This is a genomic window from Pedobacter sp. WC2423, from assembly GCF_040822065.1.
Taxonomy (GTDB): Bacteria; Bacteroidota; Bacteroidia; order Sphingobacteriales; family Sphingobacteriaceae; genus Pedobacter.
Genome location: NZ_CP162005.1, coordinates 1,192,223 through 1,215,606, shown reverse-complemented (window position 1 = coordinate 1,215,606; position 23,384 = coordinate 1,192,223). Strand labels below are relative to the sequence as shown.

The window sequence follows — 23,384 nt, the reverse complement described above, 5'->3', positions numbered from 1 at the left end:
CATAATGAGGTTGTTAAACAATTATGCAGGGCCATTGTTTGCAGAAATGAACATTATTTGTACTTTTGTCGCGGAGAGTTGGCAGAGTGGTCGATTGCGGCAGTCTTGAAAACTGTTGACTTGTCAAAGGGTCCGCGGGTTCGAATCCCCCACTCTCCGCCAAACAAAAATGCTGCCCGCAGGGTGGCATTTTTTGTTTTAAAGCAAGTTCTGCGCGTCTTCGCGCAAGGCTTGATTAAAAACAAAAAATTGCCATTGAGCGCAGCGAAAAGCATTTTTGGTTGAAGCCTCCCCCAAAAGGGATCAGCGAGAGTAACGAGCTAATCCCCTCTTGGAGTATAAACCCTTGGAAACCTCCTTCCCTGCAAATCTTAAATCAGAGTTTTTTTTATTGATGCGTTTCGGTAATAATCGTTCGACCTTGTTCCAAATGACTGCTTTAAAGGCTTGTGATTAAAATAAATAATTAAAGTCCGTATGCAACCTTTAAAAACTCTTTAACTGTTTCTGGTTTCCTGCCAAGAATATTTTGAAGGTCGTTAGATGGAAAATCGAATTCTGCCTGTGCAATCCCCACGCAAAGGTTAGAAGCGCCCTGTATCATCTGCTCCGGTACGTCATAACTTCTAAGCTGATCGACGTATTGCTCAGGAGATGGAGAAATGTATTGTATCGAATTCGCAGAAAGTTCGCTTAATATACCAGCAATATCGTGGAAGGACAGAGAATCGACACCACTGATTTCGTAAGTTTTGTTTTCATGCCCATTTGTGGTAAGTAATATTGCTCCCGCCTCAGCCATGTCCTTACGGCTGGCAAATGCAGCTTTACCATCGGCTGCCGGCAAAAATATTGTTCCAGTTTCGATGACCTTATCCCCAATGAACATTGGAAGTATGTCCGAATATAATCCATGTCTTAGGATCGTATAGGTAAGTTCAGATTGTTTAATAATTTCATCTGTTTTCACATGGTCGTTTGTGATAATGGCACTTGGTGAGCTACCATCTTCAGACTTACGCTGTACGCTGGTATAGAAGATGTGCCCAACTTTGGCTTCAACTGCCGCTTGTACAACATTTTCATGCTGCTCGATGCGGTTCATCATTTCACTGCTGGATATGAAATATAGTTTGTCAATTCCTTTAAATGCTTTTACCAGTGATGCATAATCAGCATAGTTGCCAACGACGATCTGCACTCCCTTATTTTTCAGTGCCTCCGCTTTATTTTCATCTCTTACCAATGCTGTGATTTCCCCAGGGGAAACTTTTTCAAGAAGTTTATTGATTAGGGACGACCCTAATTGTCCTGTTGCACCTGTCACTAATATTTTGCTCATATTCTAATTATTGTATTGTTAATCTTCTTAATATTTAACTATTTTCATTTGCTCAAGCCTTCACGGACTGAGTGTAGGATATCAGCTCCTAAAAGCACGATACCGTAGATGATAAGTCCAGAAGGCCGCCAACTTGTGATGACAATTTTAGCCTTTTTTAATCTCCACAATCTATTTGTTTGTATGCAAACATATGATAACTTTGGTTACAATTTATTACTGGTTACCAAAAGGTAACTTAATGTCCTTTTTAGATTGAGGTATTGGAACAGTTATTATGGCCAAAGAAAAAGAACTCCAGAAATTTGATGCATCAATGACAGAACGTTGTACTGCAAGCCTCGCTCCCGTCGGCGATGCGCTTTACGCAATTGGCGGCAAATGGAAGCTCCGAATTATTATAGCACTTTCTGGCAGGAGCAAGCGGTTTAATGAATTACTAAAACTAGTCGACGGAATATCTGGCAGGGTTCTTTCAGCAGAGCTAAAGGAGCTTGAGATGAATGGCTTTGTCCATAGGAATGTTTTGGCTACTTACCCTGTAAGTATTGAATACGAACTTGCCCCTTATAGTCATTCGCTGCGTGAAGTAATCACTGCCCTAAGCGAATGGGGTCTAAAACATAAAGAAAAAATCAGAGCGGAACGTTCAACTGAAGAATCTTAGCAATTATTAATTCTCTTTAGGATATCTTAATCCAGCACAGCGGTTCGGCCTTAGTACGGCTGGGCTGGATTAAGTTATCATCCACAATTTTATTTCTAAATTTCTACTATCATTGGGTAAAGTTGTATTTTTCGTTATTCTGCCGCTTTGGCAGAAGGTTCTTCAGATCTATTAATCATTTTTCTTCCCCATGTGATACTCGAAAACAACCCGTCACGATATACCCATGCATGTAACAATGCTGCCGAAAGGTGCCCCACTACCATAAAGAAAAGTAGCCAGGACATCACACTGTGAGCGTCATGCAACAGTGCATATAAAAATGGGCTCTGCGGGAGGATTGGTGGAAGATTTACACCTGCAAATAGCTTTACCGGAAAACCTCCGGCGGACAATTGTGCCCATCCTGTCAGTGGCAAAGCCAGCATCATAACGTACAGTAGCCAATGCAAGGTTCCTGCTGCTTTTGACTGAAATTTAGACATATCAGCAGGCATTTTTGGTACGGAAAAGCTTAACCTGTTTATAAAACGGATAATGACCAACAGCAGTATAGCTATGCCTAAAGGCACATGGAGGTCAAGCAACCACGGCCTCCAGGTTAGGGATGTCATCATACCTAACCCGACGAATATCATGGCCAGTATCATTGCTGCCATCAGCCAGTGCAATATTCGGGCGGTAATATTGAAGTGCGTTGGCGCGGCCGAAGGTATATTTTTCTTTCTGGACATGGTTACTTATTTTTAGGATTATCGTTTTGATGTTTGCCTATTGCATCCGTAGCCTTACCATACCCGATCTCGCGTACCCGATCGCTGTGCGAATGAGAATAAATGCCTGCCCGGGCTGCCAGAACCGGATCATCCGAAAGGGTAATTCCCTTTGGGACACGGGTGGGATCGAAATTAACATCCCTGCAACCACCCTTCGTCTGGTCAAAAACATGGGATACTTCCAATGTGCCGGCCACTATCTGTCTTCGGCTTTCCGGCCAAACCTGTGAAGGGTCATTTACCGGATCACCTGGTTCGGCTAAAGTCAACACAAGATCCCAGTATAGCGGCCCCTTTTCAAGACGCTTCTTCAAATCTTCAAACAGGAAGTCGTGGCTGGCCTGTTTACGCTGGCTGACACTCCACGAAGTGAATGGCGAGCGTGGCCGCATAGACCAGCGTATTGCTTGCTTTTTGCCATTTTCAGCAATTAAAATGAACGAATTAATAACGTTGTATTGTGCTCCGGCAAAACTGCGGGTCCAGGGTGCAGTAGCATCCCATTTTACATATTTCTTTGCTTCTGGATATTCTTTCAAAAAAGCTGCTACTCGTGCTGGATCTGGAGTGCCCGTAGCCGGATTGGGCTTGTACGCCTCCACTTGCTTCAGAAAACCTTCTGCATTACGGGTAGCAAAAAAAGGTTCATTGTTCAGTTTCATACGCCATTGTTCTCCGTCATCAGTAGTAAGCATCAAGGCCATACTGACCGTTCGGGTGGAATTATCAGGGGCATAGGGATCGGGACTACCCAATGAGAAACGGCCTACAACCGGAACTTTCTGCTGGGCAAATAAGCTCGCAATAGAAAATGGCACACCTTTACCGGAGGCACGGAAAGTGCCCTCGAAACAAATACCCTTACCATGGGCACGACGGTAGCCTGCCGGGTATGTACTGGGCGTATCCTTTAGGAATGTTCGGGTAGTAATACGTCCGCCAATCAGGCCTGCTGACCAGGCAAACGCAAAAACTAATGTGCCTGCAATCAGCAGAATACCACACAATATAAACAGAATACGCTTTGTTCTGAGATAGGCAATTAAAGAATTTTTTCTCATAATAATCCAATATTATTAATGGCTGGGGCGCAACCATGATTATTTTGTGTTGAAGTGCATTTTTCCATTTTTCGTTATTTTACATTGCAAAAGTAGAAAAACGGCAAGGGGAAAAAATTACACTTTTCCGCTAAAAAAAAGGACTTTACTGCTTTAAGAATTCTTTTGGGGTCAGGCCTGTATGTTTTTTTGTAAAACGTGTAAGGTAAGCGGGTTCTGTAAACCCCAGATCATATGCTATTTCCTTCACGGTCTTTTTACCGAGATGCAATTCCTTTCGGATTTCCATAACAATACGATCCTGAATTAGATACTTTAGATTTTTATTGGTGATACTATCGCAGATCTGATTGAGTTTTTTTGCTGAAATATTTAACTGTTTGATGTAAAAGTCCGCTCCTTTTTCTTTAATAAAATGCGTTTCTATCAAACTCATCAGTTTCCCAAAGACAGGATAGTCCACATAATCTCTGGGCCCTGGGCTTCCTTCAAAAATAGATGACACGTGACATAAAAGCGAAAACACATGGCTTTCCATCATTAAAGCCCTATTATCGGTACCGTACTCCATCAACAGTAAATCAACGATTTTTCTCATTATTATGGCACTTTTACTGTCAAAGGATACCAGCTGGTTTATAAAATACCCATTCAGATAATCAGAACCGATTTTCTGATTGATCCAAAAGAATACATCATTATGAATTAAAAATAAATATCCTTTTTTATCAGTCAGGTCAATTTTAATATTCTGGTATGGGTAAATGACGACGGCCTGATGGCAAAGCATTTCAAAATCAGTAAAGTCAATACTAAAAGTGATATTTCCTTCGATCTCCGTACTCCATAGCAGTTGATGGAAATTAAACCGCTGATAATGATCGAAAGTACCAGCACATAATTCCTCTAACCTAAATACCTCTATAAATGGGAATTGTGTTATAGGCTTATTTAAAATGTCATTTCTCAAACTACGCGATAGATTAATCGAGATAAATATAAGGTATTAGATAATAGCCCGCGCTGATATTATTATTAATATGTGATTACAATTAATGTAAGCACAATTGTTAATCAATTATTACATCATTTTCAATCCACTAAAAAAGCTTAAAAGTGGTATCGGGGGGGCCGACTGAAGCCTCCCCCAAAAGGGATCAGCGAGAGTAACGAGCTAATCCCCTCTTGGAGGATAAATCCTTGTAAACCTCCTTCCTGCAAATCTTAAATCAGAGTTCTTTTGTTTAATTCAAACCCAAATTACTCAGTAATAATTAATTATTTGCACGCTTTATGCAGCCATCTATATAACCAGAAACGCAATTTATTAAATAGAGTGATTAATCACTCCATCCCTTAATATCCCATTTCCTGGTATTGCTGTTGTAGGATTCTCTATTGAATTCGTCCATCAAATATTCTATTTCATATTCCTGAAATGTACTATCTGTCAAATAGGTTAGGCCACTTAATTCTATCTTGTTATTCAATTTACCCAAATTCGATGGATATGCTCCGTATTTACCTTTAAACTGCTCCAGACTTTCTGTAATTGATAATGCCTGCCGGTGTTTGTAAGCTCTAATACTGCCAGAGTAGCTTATAGCAACAATTATTGGTACTATAGGAATCAAATACCACATTTTAAACTTTCTATTAAATAAGCTAATTATCAGAAGTGTAACTGTAACTAGAATAAGTACAATTGACAAAATCATAAATAGAATAGCAGTAATCGGATTAGTATATTGAAAGTAAACCCCCAGGAGAATGGCAAGTAATAGCAATACTAACTGTTTGGTTTTAGATTTCATGCAACTTTACTCCGTTTATTTTGCATGCAAAGCTAACTTTTGAGGGTGATTTTTTTAACAGTTTATAAAAGAATAAGTCTGCAACCTTCCACCCTCGTCAAAATATAATGGAAATAGATGAGCTTATTATATGAAAAATAAGTCTGAACAATATAAGTGTACTTATTATATTTGCAATTATTATATGTAGCTATGTGGACAAAATCTTATTCTATCGTAACTAAGGAAGTTACAAAAGAACAAATGTGGAAACTTTTTGCTGACGTGAACAATTGGCACACTTGGGATAACGGAATTGAATTTGCTAAAATGGAAGGTAAATTTGAAAAAGGAAATCATTTTATTTTAAAGCCAAAAGGGGGACCAAATGTAAAAGTAAAACTACTTGAAACCATTGAAAACAAGCGTTTTCTTGATGTTACACATTTCCCGTTGGCCAAAATGTTTGATGAACACCTGTTTGAAGAGTCTGCAGATGGATTAAGAATAACCAATACGATAACGGTTAAAGGTTTTTTGGGCTTCCTTTGGATAAAAATAGTTGCTCAGAAAATTGTCGATCGATTGCCAGATGATATGCAGGATCAAATTAAAGCTGCTTCAAAATTATGAACACGGCAAAATATTGGATAGTAGTCATTTCAAAAGAACACACGCAGCTCGCTGTAAATGGAAACTTTATGCAAGCTTGCCACGGCAAGCAAGCACCCCTAAAAAGAATGAAAAAAGGCGATTATGTGATCATCTACTCTTCAAAATTTACAATGGATGGAAATGAAAAACTACAAGCATTTACTGCTTTTGGACAAGTTGCTGATAATGAAATATATCAATTTCAAATGACAGAGAATTTTAAACCGTTTAGACGCAATATTGAATTTTTAAAATCAGTGGAATGCTTTATTGCTCCATTAATCAATGACCTTGAATTTATACCAAACAAAAAAAAATGGGGTTATCCTTTTCGGTTTGGCTTCCTGGAAATCACAGAAAATGATTTCAATTTGATTACTTCTAAAATGCTGCAAAATGAATCCATCGGACAATACCTTTTGTTTTGATAAACCAGAAGAAAGTACTGGCTTTTTGTTATGGCAGGTTACTAATCTATGGCAGCGGGAGATAAAAAAAGCATTGATGCCCTACGATATCACCCATTCGCAGTTTGTACTTATGGCCAGCATACATTGGCTAACTCTGGAAAAACAGGAAGTGACACAAATTATTTTATCAGTGCATACTAAAATAGATCCTATGACTACCTCGACTGTACTAAGAACATTGCTGCAAAAGAATATGGTAAGCAGACAGGAACACCACACTGATACAAGAGCAAAAACTGTATCATTGACAGAAAATGGAAAAAAGATAATTAAAGATGCTGTTATCGCAGTTGAACAGTTTGACCATAATTTCTTTTCCACACTTGAAAACAAATTGACTGGATTTAATCAGAACCTATTGAAACTACTTACCTTAAAATAATAATAGGTTACAGAGCCAGGATTTTGAATTGTTAACTGTTTTTTAGTGCCCGGTTATTCATCTTTTTATCGAATAATTCTCAAACCGATATTTTCTACCCTATCATAACAATAACCTCTAATTTGGGGGAACTTAGGAGAATCAAAACCATTTAAATCCTGCAAATCGTAAGATTTCAGGGTATTAAATGGTTTTAATCTAGACATCTAATTCTCATTAAATCCCAGAAGAATGGAAGAGCGATTCTATGAGTAAATATATAGCCCAATTAACGCTTTAGTAAATGAGAGCATTAATTTAGATGAGCGGAAATGGTCGGATTGATCATTTCCGCTTTATTGTATAAAGATTCTTTGTTATTATCTTGAGACAAATAAAGGCTCAAAGAATGACAAAATTTCAGTTTTGCAACTAACATCTCAAAAAAATACCGGGATATAACCGTATTTACCTTTGAAATACGAATGTTCACATACAGAATACCTGCATTCACGTAATAAATAAAGCTAAATTATTAAGATAAATTAATAACATTTAATTTTAGATATAATAAATTTTATTAATTATTTGTATTTAAGTCAATTTAAGGTTGAATTTTATTTATTATGTTAATCTGGCCTCATTTATCAAGGCCAAATAAAAAATAAAATAAGTCTTCTTGATGATAATTCAAAAATTTATGAAAGAAGGCCTAATATGATTTATTAAAATCCCGATACTATAAGCCATAAGCAAGAGAAATCTGACCAATTTCATAATAGAAACAAGCTTCTATAGGTAAAATATTTACGCTTAAGCAATAATAGAGTACACTATAACAAATACATATTTTTCATACTATTCTTTAGTTTTTTAAATTATTTAAAAATCATCTAGGTTAATTATAAGCATATTATTACATAAAATGAAGAAACGCCTCCTCCTATTACCTTTTATTTTTCTGACAACAACATCTGCATTTGCCCAACAACTTCTAAAGGGAAAGGTTATCAATCAGGATAAGAACCCTGTATTATATATCAAGGCAATCCTATTAAAAAATGATACAACAATACTACAGCAAACCACTACAGATAGCTTAGGTCTATTCTCTATGAAGACGGAAAACGGCAATTATACCCTCCTGCTCAAACAATTCGGAACAACGTTGTTGAAGAAAGAGATTGCAGTTAATCAAAATACTGATCTCGGAGAAATCATCATTAACGAACCCATAACATTAGAAGGAGTAGTTATAACAGCAGATAAAAGAGTAATTGAACAAGTTGGAGATAAACTATATTTTAATGTGGAGAACAGCCCAATAGCCAAAGGAAACAACGGATTAGATGTTTTGCAAAAAAGTCCAAAACTCAACGTAAACTCTGATGGGGATGTATTGCTCAAGAACAAAAGTACATCAGTGCTGATCAATGGAAGAAAAGCTAATCTTACAGGAGCAAATTTAAGTTCTTATCTCTCATCACTGCATTCGGAAGACATTAAAAGAGTAGAAATACAGGATGTGGCTTCAGCTGATCAGGATGCTACTACTGATGGTGGGGTAGTTAACATTATTTTAAAGAAAAACACAATCGGGCTTAGAACTATTGCGTCTACAAATTACATATACCGAAAAGATAAATATGGAAGTTATAACGGAAACTTAAACCTAAATTATGGAACCAATGTATGGAATATGTATGCTAATATAGCTTATACCGAGAATAATGATCTTGGCATATACAACGGAAGCATAAACTATTTCACTGGCCAAAAAAACGTCAGGACAGGATCTTTCGACCAATTCAATAACAATTTATCATTTAGATTAGGAAGTAATGTTCAGATAAATAACAGGAATGAAATAGGAATTGAAGGATATCTGGACAAAAGCAAACTAAACTTTGATGATAATGGAGATTTCAACATCTTAACCAATAATAGTTCCTCTACCAGGCATAGCATAAATCATTCCCAGGCAAAAACTAAAGATAACTTATGGTATACTACTATTAATTACAATTTTAAAACAGACGATAAAGGTAGTCAGCTGAAATTTATCGGAGATGCAGGGGAAAAAGACTCGAAACCATTCAATGATGTTTTTTCACAGTATCCTGATGATAGTTCCCTTAACAGTAATTATTTATATAATACCAAAGCGCATTCAAAATATTATACTTTACAGTTAGATTTTATTCAAAAATTTGAAAATGATTGGGAGCTGAATGCTGGTGTCAAGTTCGGTGATGTAAAAAGAGATAATTTATTATTTGTTCAATATCTGCGGGACAATCAATGGATTGACGATTTGAATCAAAATCAAGATTTTAATAACAGAGAAAAAATATTGGCTGGATATGCCACTGTGAGCAAAAAAGCAGGTAAAAGCTATATTAAAGCAGGATTTAGAGTAGAGCAGACTGATATCAAAGGAATCAACCAAATAAATAATCAGGATCTATCACAAAATTACGGAAAAATTTTCCCTTCACTTTATTACCGGTATGACTTAGCAAAAGAAAAAAGTCTTGCATTTATGTATAAACGTAGTATTCTAAGACCTTTCTTCTCTGACCTTAATCCTTTTGTCGTGAAGCAAAATGACTATTTGTACCTGATTGGCAATCCAAATTTACAACCTTCATATATAGACCGGATTGAATTAAATTTTGACTACAAAAAAAGCTCATTCTCATTCTTTGGTAAGAAAACGAGTAATACTATCCAAGGAGCCTATACCGTAGATGAAAATCTGGTAAACTATTTTCAGCCCAAAAATTTTGGAAGGTTATACGATGCAGGACTTGATTATTCTTATAATACAAGGCTTACGAAATGGTTATATGGTAACCTCGGTACGGGAATTTTCTATAGCTATTTTGAGGCCGTTGATGGAATTACAACTAAGGGGACTTCCTTTTACAATAATATTTATTTACAGGTAAAGCTTCCAGATAATTGGCTGATTGAGTTAACTAACAATTACCAGCACCGGTATTATAGTAAAAATCTTCGTGGGGAACCTAAGTACAAAACAGATATTTCGGCAAGAAAATCTTTTGATAAAGGCAGATTGCTCGCCACGATGAAGGTGACAGATATTTTCAATACCAGGATAGATCAGAATCTTTCTTTTTATAAAGAATTCGAATCCGATTTTCGTCGAAAAATGCTGACCAGAGGTATAATGCTACAAATCCAATATACTCTTGATAGTAAACAAAAAATAAAATCCAATACTGTGAAATCAGAAAATGATAGCAGAGGCAGATTATAAAAGAAACGTTGCAACGGAGGAGAAAGCTGAAAATCCTTTAAAGAGTAGGCCTGAACAATAAAACTTTACAACATGAAAACTACAAAAAACATCATTTCAGAAGACAAAAAGTTGATTCCTTTAACTCAATCAGAAAAAGGAAAACTAAAAGGTGGTTTCTCTAAATTTTCAGCTGGTGAGAAACTTGAACCAATTACAAACGTGAATGTAGATGTTGCAAGTGAGCACACTTGTGCTTGCGCTTGTTAAGAGTATAGGATCTTTGTACTAAAACAAACAATTTTCACTAACCATTAAAATCCTAAGGCTGTTTTCAATATTGAAAACAGCCTTTTAAATCAAGCGCCATGAAATTGAGTAAATTTAATACAGAAGTAAATTATGATGATAGTATAATTTACCATAATTCCTTTACCAATAAATTTCTATTACTTGATCCTTTTTTATATGATTTAGTTCATAGTATTAAAGATCAGAGCGATGTTGAAATGCTATATGAAATTCATGAGGACTTTTACAATGCACTTCTTGAATTTGGCTTTTTATTAGAGGATGATGTAGATGAGATGCAAAATGTAAGAAACCTTATAGATTCTATTGACAATCAGGATACTTATTATCATTTGATCATAAACCCTACAATGAATTGCAATTTCAGTTGTTGGTATTGTTATGAAACGCATGAGAAAAAGTCTCAGATAACAGAGGAAACAATTGATAAAATTGACAGGCTTATCAAAAATATTTTCCAATCTAACCCGCAAATGAATACAATTGTTCTTTCATTTTTTGGAGGTGAGCCTTTGCTTTTCTACAACAGAATGAGTGAAATCATGAAGAAGACAAAGCTGATTACAGAATCATTAAATAAACGTTTGGAAATAGCAATAACTTCAAATGGTTTGTTAATTAATGAAAATGTAATTGAAGAATTAAAAACTTATAATATAGCGGGTTTCCAAATCACTCTTGACGGAAACAAAGAGAAACATGATCTGGTAAGATTTATATCTAAATCTAAGGGTTCCTATGAGCCAATCATGCAGAATATTAAAAATTTAGCAAGAAATGGTATTTCTATAACACTCAGAATCAACTTTACAAAGTTAAATCTTGTTGGTCTGGAAGAAGTCATAGATGATTTACAGGATTTAAGTGAGGAAGAAAAAAAATGTATTGAATTATCAATGCAGAAAGTATTCCAGGAAAAGCATAGTCAAGAATTAGCGAGTTCCGTAAATGCATTTAAAGCATATGCAAAAGAACACGGAATTTTACATCGAAGCAGTGTATTAGCAGACACAGTAAGAAATTCGTGCTACGCTGACAAAACCAATCAGATGGTAGTTAATTATAATGGAGATGTATATAAGTGCAACGCCAGAAACTTTAATCAAGCCAATAAAGAAGGTGTTCTTACTGAAGATGGTGAAGTAGTCTGGAATGAACAACATAATAAACGACTAATTCCAAAATTGACCAACAAACCTTGCTTAGAATGTAGTATTCTTCCTATATGCGGAGGGGGATGTAGTCAAATGATTGTAGAAAATATCGGTAAAGATTATTGTGTACATAATTTTGACGACGACAGTAAAAAAAGAGTTATACTAAACATGTTTCTTGATGAACAAATACAATTGACATAAAAATGATTTTTATTCCTCAAAAAGACCAAATGGACTGTGGGCCTGCATGTCTTGCGATGATTTCCTCGTATTATGGCAAAGACATTGGCATACAGTCCTTTCGTGAAAAATGTTACATTACCCGCGAAGGTGTTTCCGTATTGGGAATAGCTGATGCAGCAGAACATATTGGCTTTAAAACACTGGCAGCAAGATCAAGTATAGCAGATCTTCAGGATCAGTTATTACCCTGCATTTTATATTGGAATCAAAATCATTTTGTGGTACTTAACAAGATTGTCAAGAATAGGCTGACAGGAAAATTTACCTATAAAATAATAGATCCAGGGCATGGATTTATAACATTATCTGAAAATGAGTTTAAAAAATATTGGCTAATTGATGAAATTTATGGTATAGCCCTGTTTTTAGAGCCGACAGAACAATTTAATCATCTCACTGTTCCTAAGGAAGAGAAATTGTCTTTTAATTACTTATTTAAGTATTTAAAACCACATAAAAATCAAATGTTCAAGATGTTCCTGTTATTACTATTTGGGACACTAATTACACTGATCTTCCCTATACTTACACAAAAGTTAATCGACGAGGGTGTTAGCAAGAAAAACATATCTATCGTTGGTTACATTTTACTAGCACAACTAGCCTTCTTTCTAGGTAATATCGTGATCAATATATTCCGGAATTGGATAATGCTAAATGTTGGAACTAAAATTAATATCAGTATTATATCTGATTTTCTTAAAAAACTACTAAAGCTCCCAATCAAATACTTTGACACTAAATTGATGGGAGACTTTAACCAGCGCATCCAAGACCATGAGCGTATAGAACAGTTCCTTACCTCACAAAGCCTGATCACTTTATTTTCCTTAGTCACCTTCTCTGTATTCTTTGTTGTATTGTGGTATTACGATTACCGCATTGTAGTTATTTATATTATACTCACCATGTTATCAGTTACCTGGTCACTTTATTGGTTAAAAAAAAGGAAAGTCCTGGATTATTTTCGTTTTCAGCAAAGGAGCGAAAATCAAGAATCTATATATGAGATTATCAATGGTGTATCCGAAATGAAATTGAATCAGTTTGAAGATTTTAAACGGAACCAATGGGAAAAGATTCAACAGAAATTATTCCTTACCAATATTCGTATTTTAAAGCTTGACCAGATACAGTTATCAGGCTTTGAGTTTATTAATCAATTGAAAAATATTGTAGTAACCTTTCTCGCGGCAACTTATGTGGTACAAGGCCATATGACCTTAGGAGCGCTAATGAGCGTATCTTATATTATTGGTCAGATGAATTCGCCCATTAGTCAATTGATAAATTTCTTTCGCTCCATGCAGGATGCGAAACTTAGTCTTTCAAGACTTGACGAAGTCCAGAATCACCCACAGGAAGAGCAGGAAGAATTAAAAGCAATAAATTTAATCAAAAGCCATTATCAACAAGATGGCATAACTAAAGGTATTATTTTCAAACAAGTGGCATTTCAATATGAAGGTCCTACCTCTCCTTACATTCTAAGAAACATTAATTTACTGATTCCAGAAGGCAAGGTAACTGCTATTGTAGGAGCAAGTGGCAGCGGGAAGACTACCCTAATGAAATTGCTTCTCAGATTCTATGATCCCACGCAAGGTATCGTTAATTACAATGGAGATAATTTACTGGAGTTGTCACCACGGAATATTCGGGAAAATTGTGGTGTAGTAATGCAGGATGGATTTATTTTTTCCGACACCATTGAGCGTAATATTGCAACTGGCGATGAAAACATAGATAGAGATAAGCTGCTCAATGCGGTTAAAATCGCAAATATAAAATCATTTATTGAGGATTTACCTTTAGGTTATATGACAAAAATAGGTGCTGCTGGCAGTGGAATATCCGGAGGACAAAAACAACGTATTTTGATAGCCAGAGCAGTGTATAAAAATCCGCACTATTTGTTTTTTGATGAGGCAACATCAGCCCTGGATGCAGAGAATGAAAAAATAATTCACGACAATTTGCAATCCTTTTTTAAGGGTAAAACAGTTGTCATCATTGCCCACAGGCTCTCAACAGTAAAGAATGCAGATCAAATTATTGTGTTGAAAAATGGCCAGATTGTAGAGCATGGCAATCATCAGGAATTGGTTGCCATAAAAAATCAGTATTACAATTTGGTTAAAAATCAATTAGAGTTAGGAAGTTGACAAATCGATTTTCCCAGTTCTGCTTGTCTTGGAATTAATGGAAGTTTGAAATGGAAAGTTGACCCTTTTCCAAGTTCACTCTCTATTCCGACTTCACCACTATGTCGTTTTAAGATTTCAGAAGAAATAAATAAACCAAGGCCTAAACCTTCAAACCGCATAGCTGTACTATCTACCCGGAAATAACGATCAAATAGTTTATTGATATTTGAAGGAGCTATGCCAATACCAAAATCTTTGATAGAAACTGAAACATGGTCATGCGCTAAACTACTATTAACCAGTACAAATTTCCCATCAGGAGAATATTTCACTGCATTGGTCAGAAAATTGTTGATTACCTGTTCCAGCCTGAACTGATCTCCTGTAAATTCAAAATCACAACAAGTTTCCAGTATAATCTGATGAGAAGGAAATATATGCTGAGCACTCTCTATAGTATCAGTTAATAGTTTTTTAAAACTAAACGGAGCCATATTATACTCAATCTTTCCAGCATTTAATTTAGTTACATCAAGCAAATCAGCAATCAGTTTCTCAAGTCTGACAATATTATCAGAACACTTAATCACAAACGCATTTAACTTATTCTGATCTTTAGTCTTAACAATCAACTGATTGAAAGCCTTTATACTTGTGAGTGGAGTTTTTAACTCATGGCTGGCAATTGAGATAAATTCGTCCTTCAACTGCTCATTAGTTTTTTGCAAGTGAATATCTGTATTTGTACCAATCCATAAAATTATGCTGCCATTCTCTATCAAAGGAAGGGCTCTTGACAGATGCCACCTATAAGTACCATCATTAAATAACAAACGGAATTCGACTAAATACTCTTTACCATTTTTTAATGCATCTGCCCAATTAGTCAAAGCCGCCGGCAAATCATCAGCATGAATGAATTTTTGCCATCCATGACCAATAATCTCTTCATTTTCATAACCAAAATCACTGCACACTCTTTCATTCAAATAATTAAGGGCACCATCATGTGTAGCTGTCCAGACTTGCTGTGGGATAGAATTCAATAGAAATTTAAAGCGATTTTCACTCGCTCTGATCTTTAAAACCATCTGTTCTAACTGATCCTGAGTAGATAGCAATTCTTCATTAGTACTCAGTACTTGTTCATGTGAAGCTGCTATTTCCTCATTGATTGCTGCTAATTCTTCCATTGATGCCTGGAGTTCCTCGTTTGTTGATGCCAACTCTTCTGAAGAAGCTTGCAGCTCCTCTACGGTTGCCGCTAATTCTTCTGAAGATGCCTGTAATTCTTCATTTGTTGCAGCAATTTCTTCCAATGAAGCTTGAAGTTTAACTTCACTCCTTTCCAGCAATTGTCTTGCTGTCACCGTAGCTGTAATATCAATAACTGTGGCTAAAATTGATTCCACCTGGCCATTCTTGTTCTTCAGCGGATCGTAAGAAAAGTTTACATAAATCTCCTTAACTGATTCATCTGAAAGTACAATTTTTACCGGTACTTCAGGCATGGCCACACGAATCCCGGAATCAAATACATCCATCAATAATTGTGGGAACTGCTGTCCTTCCAGTTCCGGAAATACTTCTATCAGTTTCTTACCTAATACCTCTTCTTTCTGACGATGCCATGTATCGTAGAGCATAGCATGGTTTGCCTGTTCAATGATCAGATCTTTACCATTAAATAGTGCCATTGCAACCGGTGTAGTCATGATCATCTCATTCAGCCTGTGCTTACCTTCTTCTATTACAATCCTTAACTTAACCTTTTCTGTAACATCAGTTGCAATGACAATGATCTTTTCAGTTTGACCCGATTCATCTATCAGGCGCTTACAAATAAAATCCGTATATATTTCTTTTTTCCTGCCGTCAATATCTATCGTTCCTCTAACTTCATTACCCACGTAAGGATGGCCATTTGCCAGTACTTCAGCTAATGATGAAAAAAAGGATGACTCGTAAATCTCAGGAATAGCTTCATAAACGGTTTCCCCTATAATTTCACTTGATTTCCCCCACGTATTCAATAAATATTGATTAGCAGATTCAATAGTAAGATCCACCCCATTTAATACTCCAATAGCTACTGGAGCATCATTAATCAGATAACGCAGATTATTTTCACTGCTGGCCAGTTCTTTTGTCCTTTCCAGCACACGATCTTCTAACGCTGCATTAAGCCTGTAAAGATCTTGCTGACTATTATTTAATTCTTCATTAATCGTGTATAACTCTTCATATGCCGCAGATACTTTTTCATTTGCGGCAGTTAGTTCTTCATTTAAAGCTTGTTCATTTTCCAGATTAACAAGCAGTTGCTTCTCATTTTCTATTGCCTTTAATCCTAAAACACGCTCCGTTACATCTGTTGCATGGTGTAAAATACAATAGCTCTCACCCTGATCATTTTTTAAAGCTTTATATTCGTAATCATAATAGGTTGTTTTTAAAACACCACCCGATTCCAATAACGCAGGTACACCCTCTCCAGTATTCGTTATACCCGTTTTTAAGACGGTTTTTAACAGTTCAATAAAAGGCTGCCCTACTAATTCCGGAACTGCCTGGGCCAATGGCAAACCAATAATAGATCTGTCCTTTCCCCAAAAGCGAATCATAGCATCTGTTGCTGCTTCAATAATTAAATTGTCGGTGGTGTATATTGCAGTAGCAATATGCGATGCAGAAAATATATCAAGAAGTTGATTACAGCTCAACAAGGTTGTTTTATTCATTAGAATTAAAAAGAAACGCTAAAATAGATTTATTTTCAGAAACGTGTAAATTTAATTATTTGACCTATTAAAACATAGTAGTGAAGATTTATTTCCGAAATCCAAAAGCCTTTTTCACCTGATTTGAATCAATATTATGAGGATCAAGTCATAGACTTGTGGATTAGGGATTAAATTTCAAGTTTTGGGTTTGATACTTTTTGAGTTCAAAGCAGAAGGTTATGATTCTTTAATAAGCTAATTACTTCCTGATTTTTCCAGGCTGGCTACTTTGACGAAAGTGCTCTGATGCCTTTGGGTTTCCATTGCTTGTTTCCTTTTGCCCGGTACAGAACTTTTGAAACAACCTGTACGCCAAACTGCTGCTTTAAAAATGAAATCGCCCAGGATTCCCTTTGAAAATTTACCCGTTAAACTTACCATAATAAATAAATATCTTTCCACCAATGTAAGCTATTCGCGTTAAAGATTATCCTGATGCGTAAAAAATGTCCGCAATTGTCCGCAGCTGCCTGCAATTGTCCGCAGTTGTCCATGAGTTAGTCAAAGGGAAAATTATAATTTCATTAATCTTCAACTAGTTCTGGTTGGGTTGTGCCTGAGTGGTGGTCGGGATAACACCAGGTTGTAAACGGGCTGTAAGCATGCCAGGTCTAAGTCATTTCAACTAGTTGTTTTGACTTAGAGTTGCCATGCTCTCGCGTTACTTTAGCACTGCTCTTACCCTAACGAGTACTCAGGCAGTACTCGGACAGTACCCGGGCAGTACCCGGCCGGTATAGCTTTATGATTTAGCTATTTTGAATTTATTTACGAACAGCCCGGCCTTGTTTCTCCTGAGTCATTCCCAGGCAAATTGAAAGCTTTCAGCGCAACTTCCAGAGGCATAAGAGCATCCGTGACAGCAAAGACTTTCTGTTGAGCGTGTCAAAATTTATGCTTAAAAAAGAGCCTGCCCCACAAGTTTATAACTTGATCCTATTATTACAGCAAATGTCCTAAGAAATAATTTTTCATAATCTTTAAACCAAAGTACATGCGCTTTGTTCTGTACTACAAAACTGGACATATGAAAAACGAACTGAGTACTCAAATTATTGAAAAATTAACAGCTTTTGGCTTTCAGCCAACAGGAAAAGAAAATATCGACCGGGGTGAAAGAATTGTTTCGCTGATCGCCGGAACGTGGCTGGTTTATAAAAGTATAAAGAAAATCGGGAAGCATCCATTTCTGGGAATTCAGGGTGCAGCAGCAGGCGGACTGATGCTTTATCGCGGTGCTACAGGATTCTGCCCGGTTTACAAGCAGCTGGATAAAGATACGACAGATCCACAGGCAATTAATATTACTGAGCATATCACTGTCAATGCACCAAAAGAAGAAGTATATGCCTTTTGGCGCGACCTTTCCAACCTGCCAAAATTCATGAAACACCTCAAAAATGTAGTAGAAATAAACGATGAAGTATCTTTATGGGAGGCCAATACTCCGGGTGGGTTGCTGGATTTGACCTGGAATGCAGAAATCACCCGTGAAGAAGAAGGCGTATATCTGGGCTGGCAATCTCTTGAAGGCTCTATGATCGATAACGCAGGTAAAATAGAATTTAAAGATTCCTTAAACGGTACAGGCACTGAAATGCAAATTGAGATTGATTACTTCCCTCCCGCAGGCAGTGTAGGCAGAGGTATTACTTCTTTGTTTAATGGAATATTTGAACGTATGATCCGTCAGGACATTCAAAACTTCAAAGCCTATGCAGAAGCGGCCGACTTCAGAGCGTATGCAGGGCTTTCGGAACAGGAAAATTAAAAAAGAATATAATTTAAAGTAAAAGGTCTCCGTGCTATGGAGACCTTTTACTTTAAAACAGGGCAATTATAACATCTTATTGCTGTTTATCGGTATATTCAACTTAGGCTTATCATAATTTTCTGTAAATCTTTTGATAGAGACAATCTTGCCGTCTGGCAGTTCGATTTGAAAATCATCTTTCCTAAAAAGATTATCAATTGATAAACCCATTTTATTTTAACTTTGCACGGTGAAAAGCCCAGGCAGTAGTCAATTAACGAATCATCAAACAGCAATACGTGCAACATATTTCAGTATTATAAGTAATACTGTGCTTGCAATCCTCAAAGGAATCGCAGGGGTTTTCGGAAATTCTTATGCCCTGATAGCTGATGCCATAGAATCAACTGCCGATATCTTCTCTTCCCTGCTTGTCCTTTTTGGGCTTAAATATGCCAGCAGACCAGCAGATGAAAATCATCCTTACGGTCATGGAAGAGCAGAACCACTGGTGACCTTTCTGGTTGTCGGTTTTTTAATTACCTCTGCTACAATTATAGCCTATGAAAGTATTCAGAATATTGGAACACCACACGATCTGCCAAAACCATGGACATTAATTCTATTGGCTGCACTGATTGTATGGAAAGAAATCTCTTTTCGGAAGGTGATGAAAAAAGCGATGGAAACAAACAGCTCCTCATTAAAAGCAGATGCATGGCATCACCGCAGTGATGCAATTACCTCAATTGCCGCATTTATAGGGATCTCAATTGCGCTGATACTAGGTAAAGGATATGAATCAGCAGATGACATTGCAGCCCTTTTTGCTGCCGCTTTTATACTTTATAACAGCTATAAAATCTTCAGGCCTGCATTAGGAGAAATTATGGATGAGCATTTATACGATGACCTTGTGGTCAACATCAGACAGGTATCTTTAACTGTTAAAGGTGTTATCGATACCGAGAAATGTTACGTGCGTAAAGCAGGAATGCAGTACCATATTGACCTGCATGCCATTGTAGATGGAAATATTTCAGTAAGAGAAGGACACGACATCTCACATCGTCTGCAAGATACACTCCGTGCTAAACTTCCGGAATTAGCGAATGTCCTGATCCATATTGAGCCTAACTGATAAACTATAACCGATTCCTTAATCTTTAAATTATTTTCCAAAGTTGCGGAGACGCTGACCTTAGGTAAATATGCTGAAAGAGCTTCTTTAGCCTTCGCATCAGTACACCCTATGGCCAAAATTGGATTATGAAAATTAGAATTTTGAGAATAATATTAGTAATTAAGAAATTCCTTGTTAAAGCAGCCTGTGATCAGCAGGCTGCTTATTTAAGCATATTTTATAGTACTACATCGGCTTTATCATACAACAGCTCTTTTTCTCCAAAAAGACGCTCTGCAATCATATTACGCTCCCTGCAATAAGCGATCAGTTTATTCGACTGAACAATTGGATTAGACTCATCAGTATACTTAATACTGCTGATGAACTCTAACCAGGGCTCCTGTCCCATTGCATATACATAAACTTCTTTTGGTTTAAAGATATTGATCAGGGAAATTCCTTTCTCACTGTCCGAGCCCGATAAGCGACGGCTATTATCCTGTTCTCTGGATAACTTTTTGGTCAGTAATGGCCCATAAAGCCAGGATAAAGGAGCACCATCGCATTCCATTCCTAAAAACATGACATCAGGACTTCCAACTATACTATGGATCCTTTTATATAACGCTGATTCCACAATCCTTGAATCTGCAAGAAATACTAATTTAAAATTACCGATCTGTACAAAAAAACAAGCTTTAGTCAGGATATTCAGATCACTATGTTCCCCCGTAAAAGGTAACCCCGTAATCACTGCATCAGAAAAGCGGATAGTTTCCATTTCATCAATAGCAGTAACATTATCAAAACCAATATGATTAAACATCAGCTTAAGTCCCGGATCTTCCAGCTTACCACTATTCGTGTGCGGGACAATAATATTTCTGATTTTATGACGCAAAGGCAGTAAGGTTTCAAATAAAATATGATCCTGATGATTATGAGTAATCAGTACATAATCAATCACATCCGGTAAATCTCCATCAGAAAAATGTGCCACCTCAAAATCATATCCATAATAGCTGATCAGCGGATCTACAAGAATACTAATATCTTTTGTTTCAACCAGGATACATGCATGCCCAAAATAACGCATCCTTACCTTATCACCAGTATATTTTTGATAAACAGGAGGAGGAGTTTCTGTGAAAAAAGTTTCAAACAATGGAGAATCACTATCAGAAATGCCTAATAATGCCTTGATATATTCTAAAGACTGTGGTGTACGTTTCATTCTTGCCAGTTCATCAATTCCAGTATGATCAAAAGGAATCTGCAAGTGTAAAACATCCGGGTCATTCAATCTTGGGGTACTTAAACAGAAAGGACGATGATCATTATTGGTTACCCAGAGCGCAATACTTTGTGATTGCTTATTATAAAACTCACTCGCATACAATAAAGGTTCAAAAAACCTGAAGCCTGGATTGTTCTGGCGGTCATAATATAATTCTACTAAACCTTTCAATTGCTCAGGTACTTTTACGTACAATGATTCCAGGGAAAAACCTTTCCCCTCTTCCTGTAATAATTTATCAAGCTCCCTGATAGACTTTGCAAGTGTGATTAATGGCTGTTGATTAGCCAGGGTATCTTCCTGAATTGCCTTTACTTCATCTGCCCTTTCTACCGGGATATCCATAAATGGACCTCCACGCAGCTTAGGGTTCAATACGGCCTGCGCATGTAATTCTGGTGCCATCAAATAAGACTCCATGATAGTCATATGTCTTCCGGTGATATTCATCGCAGCAGTAGCTGGAGAGATCAGATGACTCCATGCATACCAGCGGTCTACAAGCGGCTCCATCACTAAATTAGGTTTCAGATACAATAGTGTTTTATTCATAAGATGTTTGTTTATTAACTATAATGAGTTATTTTTCTTTGATCAGTGCGCCAGATTCCATTCGGTATAAAGAATCGGCCCTTTCATAATATTTATCATCATGGGTAATTGCCAGAATAGTAAAACCTTCTGCTTTTAATACCGGGATAATCTCCAGGTAGAACTTCATTCTAAAAACAGGGTCCTGATCGGCTGCCCATTCATCCAATAACAGAATTGGCCGGTTCTCCAGTAAAATAGCGATGAATGCCAGGCGCTTTCTTTGTCCTGTAGAAAGTTTTAACGAAGAAAACCGATCCGTCCCGATTGAAATTTTATCTTCCAGTTCGAATAAATGCAAATAGCGGTTAGCCCTTTCTCTGTCAATTATATCAATACCATATAAACGATCGAACAGATGAAAATCGGAAAATACCGGTGCAAACAAGCTATTGGGAATTTCACCTGAGCTCAGCTCTTTCCCATTCAGTAATAGTTTTCCTTCCTGCGCCTGTAACAGACCTAATACGAGGTGTAACAAAGTGGTTTTCCCTGCTCCATTACCTCCATAAATAAAAACAACTTCTCCCTTCCTCAATTGAAAATCTATCGGGCCAAGAGAAAATGCTGTTTCAGAAGCAGGATATTTAAAACGCAAAGATTGGTAGGTCAAATCCTGTAATGGAGGTAATACCTGCATATTCACTGATTTTTCATTTTCTCCAAATGAGCGAAGCAAATCATCCAAACGTACAGCTGCTATATTCCCTGCGCCCAGATCAGGCATTAAACTTGCAACAGATTCTAATGGCCCTAACAAATAAAGCGTTACAATAATGCAATTCATGAGCACAGCAGCCGGAATCTTAAACGACGTTCCACCAAGAAAAAGTAAGGCGATCAAAGCTGTATAAAATAGAAACTGGCTGATCAGATTATTATTATAATAGCCCGTAAATCCCTTGCTGGCATAATTATAATTGTCCATAGAGGATTCAAATAACGGTCCCTCCACCAATGCTTCGCCTTTAGCAGGATTAATCTTTACTTCGCGGAAACCATCAATAACCTGCCTGATATGGTGAAACAATACATCTTCACTTTCCCTCGCCTTTTGCAGGAATTTAAGGTTGGTATCAGAGCCTAAAGAATAAATGCCAACACCACAACAGGCCACCACTGCTATAAAAATAAGTACAACAAATGATAAGTAAGCCAAGTAAATCAGGCAACCCGCCACGGTAACCACAGCAGTTACCAATACTATGGAAGATAAAGCTGCATGCGAAACAGCGGTTACATCTTTTGTGATCGCTGCATCAAGCAATTCCTGTTTATCTTTCATATCCTGATAACCAGACCGCAATGCGGAACGAATTAATTGCATCCTGATATCATGCACAATCTGTTGAGAAAAACGTATCGTAATCCCCGACAATATCCTGTTAAATACCACGTAGACCGATAACAATCCAATTGCGCTGAGAAAGAAGGCAAGATCCGCCTCCTTTCCCGCAATTAACCCATTTAATGTTTGATTGATCATCACCAATAACCAGACGTGAATACCTCCGGAAATCAGCCCTAACAAAACCAGCATTACAAAAATCCTGACTCTACTTTTAAATACAAGTTTTAATAACTGCATA

At 36.8% G+C, this 23,384-nt stretch carries 19 protein-coding genes and 1 tRNA gene; 11 read left to right on the top strand and 9 right to left on the bottom strand.

The annotated features are described in order from the left end of the window. Positions 1 to 72: 72 nt before the first annotated feature. Positions 73 to 162: transfer RNA gene (locus tag AB3G38_RS04540), tRNA-Ser, on the top strand. Positions 163 to 466: 304 nt separating this feature from the next. Here AB3G38_RS04540 and AB3G38_RS04535 read toward each other — a convergent pair. Continuing rightward, positions 467 to 1,342 (bottom strand): SDR family oxidoreductase, encoded by an 876-nt coding sequence (locus tag AB3G38_RS04535; RefSeq protein ID WP_367867310.1) that lies wholly within the window; start codon positions 1,340 to 1,342, stop codon positions 467 to 469. A 277-nt stretch (positions 1,343 to 1,619) separates the two neighbouring features. On the opposite strand from AB3G38_RS04535, the gene AB3G38_RS04530 reads away from it, so the two are divergent. Then, entirely contained in the window at positions 1,620 to 2,009 is a 390-nt protein-coding gene (locus tag AB3G38_RS04530) for a winged helix-turn-helix transcriptional regulator (RefSeq protein ID WP_367867309.1), read from the top strand. Between the two features lie 134 nt (positions 2,010 to 2,143). Here the strand turns inward: AB3G38_RS04530 and AB3G38_RS04525 are convergent, their stop codons facing one another. From AB3G38_RS04525 to AB3G38_RS04510, 4 genes are all read right to left on the bottom strand, one after another. After that, positions 2,144 to 2,743, bottom strand: coding sequence for a cytochrome b (locus AB3G38_RS04525; RefSeq protein ID WP_367867308.1), 600 nt, complete (start codon positions 2,741 to 2,743; stop codon positions 2,144 to 2,146). Between the two features lie 2 nt (positions 2,744 to 2,745). After that, the gene (locus AB3G38_RS04520; protein WP_367867307.1) at positions 2,746 to 3,846 is read right to left on the bottom strand and encodes a catalase family peroxidase; all 1,101 of its coding nucleotides are present in this window, start codon (positions 3,844 to 3,846) and stop codon (positions 2,746 to 2,748) included. 145 nt (positions 3,847 to 3,991) lie between these two features. Beyond that, positions 3,992 to 4,816, bottom strand: a complete 825-nt coding sequence (locus tag AB3G38_RS04515; protein ID WP_367867306.1) for a helix-turn-helix domain-containing protein — start codon at positions 4,814 to 4,816, stop codon at positions 3,992 to 3,994. Positions 4,817 to 5,186: 370 nt separating this feature from the next. After that, positions 5,187 to 5,480, bottom strand: coding sequence for a hypothetical protein (locus AB3G38_RS04510; RefSeq protein WP_367867305.1), 294 nt, complete (start codon positions 5,478 to 5,480; stop codon positions 5,187 to 5,189). Between the two features lie 372 nt (positions 5,481 to 5,852). On the opposite strand from AB3G38_RS04510, the gene AB3G38_RS04505 reads away from it, so the two are divergent. From AB3G38_RS04505 to AB3G38_RS04475, 7 genes are all read left to right on the top strand, one after another. Beyond that, positions 5,853 to 6,272 (top strand): SRPBCC family protein, encoded by a 420-nt coding sequence (locus tag AB3G38_RS04505; protein WP_367867304.1) that lies wholly within the window; start codon positions 5,853 to 5,855, stop codon positions 6,270 to 6,272. Next, complete coding sequence (locus AB3G38_RS04500; protein WP_367867303.1) at positions 6,269 to 6,721, top strand: EVE domain-containing protein; 453 nt, start codon at positions 6,269 to 6,271, stop codon at positions 6,719 to 6,721. The genes AB3G38_RS04505 and AB3G38_RS04500 overlap by 4 nt, the downstream gene beginning before the upstream one ends. After that, complete coding sequence (locus AB3G38_RS04495; protein ID WP_367867302.1) at positions 6,690 to 7,145, top strand: MarR family winged helix-turn-helix transcriptional regulator; 456 nt, start codon at positions 6,690 to 6,692, stop codon at positions 7,143 to 7,145. Before AB3G38_RS04500 ends, AB3G38_RS04495 begins: the two co-directional genes overlap by 32 nt. Positions 7,146 to 8,049: 904 nt before the next feature. Continuing rightward, the gene (locus tag AB3G38_RS04490; RefSeq protein WP_367867301.1) at positions 8,050 to 10,407 is read left to right on the top strand and encodes an outer membrane beta-barrel protein; all 2,358 of its coding nucleotides are present in this window, start codon (positions 8,050 to 8,052) and stop codon (positions 10,405 to 10,407) included. Positions 10,408 to 10,479: 72 nt separating this feature from the next. Then, positions 10,480 to 10,656 carry a hypothetical protein gene (locus tag AB3G38_RS04485; protein ID WP_367867300.1) on the top strand — a complete coding sequence of 59 codons (177 nt, stop codon included), beginning with the start codon at positions 10,480 to 10,482 and terminating at the stop codon, positions 10,654 to 10,656. Between the two features lie 98 nt (positions 10,657 to 10,754). Further along, positions 10,755 to 12,056 (top strand): radical SAM protein, encoded by a 1,302-nt coding sequence (locus AB3G38_RS04480; RefSeq protein ID WP_367867299.1) that lies wholly within the window; start codon positions 10,755 to 10,757, stop codon positions 12,054 to 12,056. Positions 12,057 to 12,058: 2 nt separating this feature from the next. Continuing rightward, positions 12,059 to 14,263, top strand: a complete 2,205-nt coding sequence (locus tag AB3G38_RS04475; RefSeq protein WP_367867298.1) for a peptidase domain-containing ABC transporter — start codon at positions 12,059 to 12,061, stop codon at positions 14,261 to 14,263. On the opposite strand, the gene AB3G38_RS04470 is transcribed toward AB3G38_RS04475, so the two are convergent. After that, positions 14,242 to 16,986, bottom strand: coding sequence for a PAS domain-containing protein (locus tag AB3G38_RS04470; protein ID WP_367867297.1), 2,745 nt, complete (start codon positions 16,984 to 16,986; stop codon positions 14,242 to 14,244). The two genes, AB3G38_RS04475 and AB3G38_RS04470, sit on opposite strands and share 22 nt — an antisense overlap. 237 nt (positions 16,987 to 17,223) lie before the next feature. Further along, positions 17,224 to 17,409 carry a hypothetical protein gene (locus AB3G38_RS04465; RefSeq protein WP_367867296.1) on the bottom strand — a complete coding sequence of 62 codons (186 nt, stop codon included), beginning with the start codon at positions 17,407 to 17,409 and terminating at the stop codon, positions 17,224 to 17,226. A 646-nt stretch (positions 17,410 to 18,055) separates the two neighbouring features. Between AB3G38_RS04465 and AB3G38_RS04460 the strand changes: the two genes are divergently transcribed. Continuing rightward, positions 18,056 to 18,799, top strand: a complete 744-nt coding sequence (locus tag AB3G38_RS04460; protein WP_367867295.1) for an SRPBCC family protein — start codon at positions 18,056 to 18,058, stop codon at positions 18,797 to 18,799. A gap of 232 nt (positions 18,800 to 19,031) precedes the next feature. Then, positions 19,032 to 19,922 carry a cation diffusion facilitator family transporter gene (locus AB3G38_RS04455; RefSeq protein WP_367867294.1) on the top strand — a complete coding sequence of 297 codons (891 nt, stop codon included), beginning with the start codon at positions 19,032 to 19,034 and terminating at the stop codon, positions 19,920 to 19,922. Between the two features lie 220 nt (positions 19,923 to 20,142). Here AB3G38_RS04455 and AB3G38_RS04450 read toward each other — a convergent pair whose 3' ends face one another. Together AB3G38_RS04450 and AB3G38_RS04445 are read right to left on the bottom strand one after the other, a co-directional pair. Then, on the bottom strand, positions 20,143 to 21,756 hold the full coding sequence (locus AB3G38_RS04450) for an MBL fold metallo-hydrolase (RefSeq protein ID WP_367867293.1): 1,614 nt from the start codon (positions 21,754 to 21,756) through the stop codon (positions 20,143 to 20,145). Positions 21,757 to 21,784: 28 nt separating this feature from the next. Further along, a complete protein-coding gene (locus AB3G38_RS04445; protein WP_367867292.1) occupies positions 21,785 to 23,383 on the bottom strand; it encodes a cyclic peptide export ABC transporter in 1,599 nt (532 codons plus the stop codon). Position 23,384 lies beyond the last annotated feature (1 nt).

What these genes read in the sequence shown, in the direction of transcription:
- AB3G38_RS04465 (WP_367867296.1), bottom strand. Translation starts at nt 17,409, where the DNA reads ATGGTAAGTTTAACGGGTAAATTTTCAAAGGGAATCCTGGGCGATTTC.
- AB3G38_RS04490 (WP_367867301.1), top strand. Translation starts at nt 8,050, where the DNA reads ATGAAGAAACGCCTCCTCCTATTACCTTTTATTTTTCTGACAACAACA.
- AB3G38_RS04525 (WP_367867308.1), bottom strand. Translation starts at nt 2,743, where the DNA reads ATGTCCAGAAAGAAAAATATACCTTCGGCCGCGCCAACGCACTTCAAT.
- AB3G38_RS04450 (WP_367867293.1), bottom strand. Translation starts at nt 21,756, where the DNA reads ATGAATAAAACACTATTGTATCTGAAACCTAATTTAGTGATGGAGCCG.
- AB3G38_RS04445 (WP_367867292.1), bottom strand. Translation starts at nt 23,383, where the DNA reads ATGCAGTTATTAAAACTTGTATTTAAAAGTAGAGTCAGGATTTTTGTA.
- AB3G38_RS04505 (WP_367867304.1), top strand. Translation starts at nt 5,853, where the DNA reads ATGTGGACAAAATCTTATTCTATCGTAACTAAGGAAGTTACAAAAGAA.
- AB3G38_RS04485 (WP_367867300.1), top strand. Translation starts at nt 10,480, where the DNA reads ATGAAAACTACAAAAAACATCATTTCAGAAGACAAAAAGTTGATTCCT.
- AB3G38_RS04480 (WP_367867299.1), top strand. Translation starts at nt 10,755, where the DNA reads ATGAAATTGAGTAAATTTAATACAGAAGTAAATTATGATGATAGTATA.
- AB3G38_RS04460 (WP_367867295.1), top strand. Translation starts at nt 18,056, where the DNA reads ATGAAAAACGAACTGAGTACTCAAATTATTGAAAAATTAACAGCTTTT.
- AB3G38_RS04500 (WP_367867303.1), top strand. Translation starts at nt 6,269, where the DNA reads ATGAACACGGCAAAATATTGGATAGTAGTCATTTCAAAAGAACACACG.
- AB3G38_RS04475 (WP_367867298.1), top strand. Translation starts at nt 12,059, where the DNA reads ATGATTTTTATTCCTCAAAAAGACCAAATGGACTGTGGGCCTGCATGT.
- AB3G38_RS04495 (WP_367867302.1), top strand. Translation starts at nt 6,690, where the DNA reads ATGAATCCATCGGACAATACCTTTTGTTTTGATAAACCAGAAGAAAGT.
- AB3G38_RS04470 (WP_367867297.1), bottom strand. Translation starts at nt 16,986, where the DNA reads ATGAATAAAACAACCTTGTTGAGCTGTAATCAACTTCTTGATATATTT.
- AB3G38_RS04530 (WP_367867309.1), top strand. Translation starts at nt 1,620, where the DNA reads ATGGCCAAAGAAAAAGAACTCCAGAAATTTGATGCATCAATGACAGAA.
- AB3G38_RS04520 (WP_367867307.1), bottom strand. Translation starts at nt 3,846, where the DNA reads ATGAGAAAAAATTCTTTAATTGCCTATCTCAGAACAAAGCGTATTCTG.
- AB3G38_RS04535 (WP_367867310.1), bottom strand. Translation starts at nt 1,342, where the DNA reads ATGAGCAAAATATTAGTGACAGGTGCAACAGGACAATTAGGGTCGTCC.